Below are 3,221 nucleotides of genomic sequence, written 5' to 3' on the forward strand. Positions count from 1 at the left end.
GAGCAGTACAGTGACTATGGGGCTATAGCTGTATGAAACTGTCCGAAGTGTTGACTTAGTGTAAGTAACCTAAAAAGATCAAGAAATCAATGCGCTAGAAGTAAGTGGTACTTTCTTGCCAGATTTCGCTGCAGGGTATTAATACAGCCAACCGCTTTGAAATGAAACGCCCACAAAAACAAACAAAACCGATAAAACAGTGACCGGAATAATATGGTACGCAAGGGGATTGAGATTTTTTGGCGAAAGCTTAGGGATAATCCTCAGCCTTGCATCTATCGCTAATAGGAAGGTGCAGCCTAGCAAAATAATTTTATAGGATATTAGGCGTGAAACAGGATTGGAAAATTCGAACCACTGGGACAGATCTGGCAATAAAGTAAATGAAAGGTACAGCCCGGAAGCAATCTGTATGATTAGGGCGGGAATGCCTATTTTTTCGTAGCAACTCTCAAACTGGGAAAGAAAATTAACATCCTTATCTCGCAAAGCTTTGGGTAGTATTGTGCAAGCCAGTATCAGGTGCCCGCCGGTCCAGATGGTTGCGCCAAGCAGATGAAAGAAGAGTGCTACATTGTACATCCGGTCCCCCAAAAAATCCTTTGTTGGGGGACTATAGCGCTAAAATCCACAGGTGTCTGCTGTTGGAGGCTTTGAAATCAAACTGGGCCAAGTTTAAGCCGGCGTATCTATTCTTTGGGCTCCGGGCGGGACCAAATCCAGTAGGCGCCGCAGCTAATACCGCCAATGGCGAAGCACAGCAAGTACACATTGGAGATGTGGAGTAGTGCAAAAGCCAGGGATATGGCCATAGTAAGGCTGGCCAGTAGTTTTGTGCGGCGACTTACATAACCGCTACGCCAGGTTCTTAGCAGGTGGCCAAACAGTTGGTGGTCTTCGATCCATTGGTGTAAACGGTGTGAGCTGCGAGAAGCTGCCCAGGCCCCTAGGACGATAAAGACGGCCGATGGCAGACCGGGGACTATGGCTCCAATGATACCAAGAGCGATAAAAAAACAGGCACCGGCGCCCCATAACCAGCGCACCCAGCCTTTGGCCAGGGGCGGGGTGTAACTCAAGGAGCTCTCTTCTGATGACTCTTTCATTTTTCGTCTCTAGTTTGCGCGCTGACTCCAGCCTTAAAATAACAATCTGTGTCCAATGCTCGGTTGCCTCGGTGTTGCAGTGCAATTTGCAGTTTAAATCGGGAGCGCAATAGGTCGCTTCAGGATAACGAACTCTGCTGCCGATTTCCTGTTTATTGATGACTGTCTTGGTTTGTGCGGATCAGTAGTCAATAGTATGAAAATAGCTAAGGAGCCTCTGTGAAGTCATCCTCCAGGTTCAACTCAACAACAAGGGGGACTGAGCGGGCTTTTGTGGTGTGGCCCGTTTTGGAGTAACCGCTTACTGTTGATTGACTGTTTATTGTTTATTGTTTAGTGAAGCGTTGGTTCTTAATAATAATTGTCAACGAATAAAGAATTCTACCGGTACCGCCATTGTCAGCGGGTCAGCGGGTCAGCGGGTCAGCGGGAATACTATTGGGTGGTGCGGGCAGGGTTCTGCCCAGCGCACCAGGGCGACGACTTCCCGATCCAGTGAGGTTATACCGCTGGTGCGGTGCAGTTCAACATTCAACACCTTTCTTTGCCTATTTTTGGTAAAACGCCCCCAGGGAGCACCTTGTTGTCGGCGCATTTGGGCGCATTTGGGCGCTGCGCGTGTAGCGCTTTCTACGTTCGAGATGTGCCTGCAACTGGTTTTGCCAGGTCAGTCTTGCCTGGGATTCCCTCTGATTCAGGGCGCCGACTTCAGGAGCTGCGGCCACTTGTGCCTCTTGCACTGCTGCAGCGAATGGGGCTGAGCTAGTTTCTACGGCAGTTTCACCGGTGGCGTCTCCAGTGGAATATTTTTGTTGAGCGACTGCCTTTTGCCCAACCGGTCAGGCAGGTTCCACTATCGACTAATTGCCCATAGCTAATGCGGGGTCTTAGATAATAATCCTAGTCAATACGATGGTTGCTACCCTTTATAGAGGCTTGCGTGATTAGTGCTCTTAAGTTTGGGGGTAGGTTTGTCTTCAAGTTGGTACTGAATGACGAAAGGAAGAACTGGCAATGGTAATTATAGTTTTTGGGTAAGTTGGTATTCACTTACGGGTTGTTTTGTCGAGGCACACAATAAAGAAGGTTGGTTTTGATAATGAAGAAGCTTTGACATGGGTTATTGGAGAGGGGTATTGATCGAAAATTGAATTCGAGTGTAAGCAGTTTGCGAGTCTAAGTAATGTTGTAGTGACGTTTATTTCAATTTGGGGTTGAAGAGAGTAGTGGCGAGCCATTTGTCGTCAAACGCCTAAACCCAAGGTCGGAGATTGTTTTTAGTTAATACCACCGCAAAAGAAAGCTATTTTTTTGTTTGGAGTTTGGGGGTATATGCGTGGTTGAGAGGCTGTAATTTATTTTGGCCTCTGTCTGACGTGGGCCGCCCCAGCATCTGTTGCGACTATAGTGACTTATGTATCATGGCCTCTAGTGGTTGTATTTTTTAGCTGCTTAAAGACTGCTTTTATATTCTTTAGAGTTGTTATTATTTTGGGGCGCGGAGCATTGTTGTTTTTTGTGAGCTATGTCGTGTTTTTTAAATTTATTTTTATATTTGTTTTTTTGTTTGATTGAATTCTCCTTGAAATATTGATTTTTTTTGTGTTAATTTGCGCCGCAGTTGTAAGCTAATTAATAAGTTGTAATTAATGGATTTCTCTCAGTCCAAAAGGAGTGTGGACACAGGTCTGTCTGCCTTCCTATTGGTGGCACGTTTCCACCAAGTACCCGCCGATGCTGATCAGTTACGCCATGAGTTTTGCTCTGGTGAAACATCCTTTTCTGAAGCAGAGATTCTTCGGGCGGCAAAATATCTTAAATTTAAGGCGCACACCTTCAAGACTTCATGGGAGAAGCTTTCTAGTCTTGCCTTGCCTTGCCTGCTATTGTGTCGTTGAAAGATGGCACTTTTGCTGTATTAGCCGGCGTTCAAGAAGACAAAATTCTTATTCATTTTGGGCGCGGCGGCCAGCCTGAGGAGTTGGAGAGAGAGGCTTTTTTCTCTTTGTGGGACGACCGTGTTATTTTGCTTGCAAAGCGATCATTGTTGCCGGGCAGTAAAGAGGGTGTTCAAAACTCTGTGTCAGCTAAACGGTTTATAGGCTGATGTATTTC

4 protein-coding genes are annotated in these 3,221 nt (G+C 46.2%); 2 read left to right on the forward strand and 2 right to left on the reverse strand.

Annotated elements, in window-relative coordinates:
* Nucleotides 1–689: 689 nt before the first annotated feature.
* The gene (locus MO867_RS21180; RefSeq protein WP_252472817.1) at nt 690–1,106 is read right to left on the reverse strand and encodes a YbaN family protein; all 417 of its coding nucleotides are present in this window, start codon (nt 1,104–1,106) and stop codon (nt 690–692) included.
* A 415-nt stretch (nt 1,107–1,521) separates the two neighbouring features.
* Nucleotides 1,522–1,644 carry a hypothetical protein gene (locus MO867_RS23650; RefSeq protein ID WP_256474257.1) on the reverse strand — a complete coding sequence of 41 codons (123 nt, stop codon included), beginning with the start codon at nt 1,642–1,644 and terminating at the stop codon, nt 1,522–1,524.
* A gap of 1,111 nt (nt 1,645–2,755) precedes the next feature.
* Here MO867_RS23650 and MO867_RS24215 point away from each other — a divergent pair.
* Both MO867_RS24215 and MO867_RS21185 read left to right on the forward strand, forming a co-directional pair.
* Nucleotides 2,756–3,004, forward strand: a complete 249-nt coding sequence (locus MO867_RS24215) for a cysteine peptidase family C39 domain-containing protein (RefSeq protein ID WP_373565925.1) — start codon at nt 2,756–2,758, stop codon at nt 3,002–3,004.
* The gene (locus MO867_RS21185; protein WP_252472818.1) at nt 3,001–3,213 is read left to right on the forward strand and encodes a cysteine peptidase family C39 domain-containing protein; all 213 of its coding nucleotides are present in this window, start codon (nt 3,001–3,003) and stop codon (nt 3,211–3,213) included. The genes MO867_RS24215 and MO867_RS21185 overlap by 4 nt, the downstream gene beginning before the upstream one ends.
* Nucleotides 3,214–3,221: the final 8 nt, after the last annotated feature.

This window comes from Microbulbifer okhotskensis (assembly GCF_023895975.1).
In the GTDB taxonomy this organism is placed as follows: domain Bacteria; phylum Pseudomonadota; class Gammaproteobacteria; order Pseudomonadales; family Cellvibrionaceae; genus Microbulbifer; species Microbulbifer okhotskensis.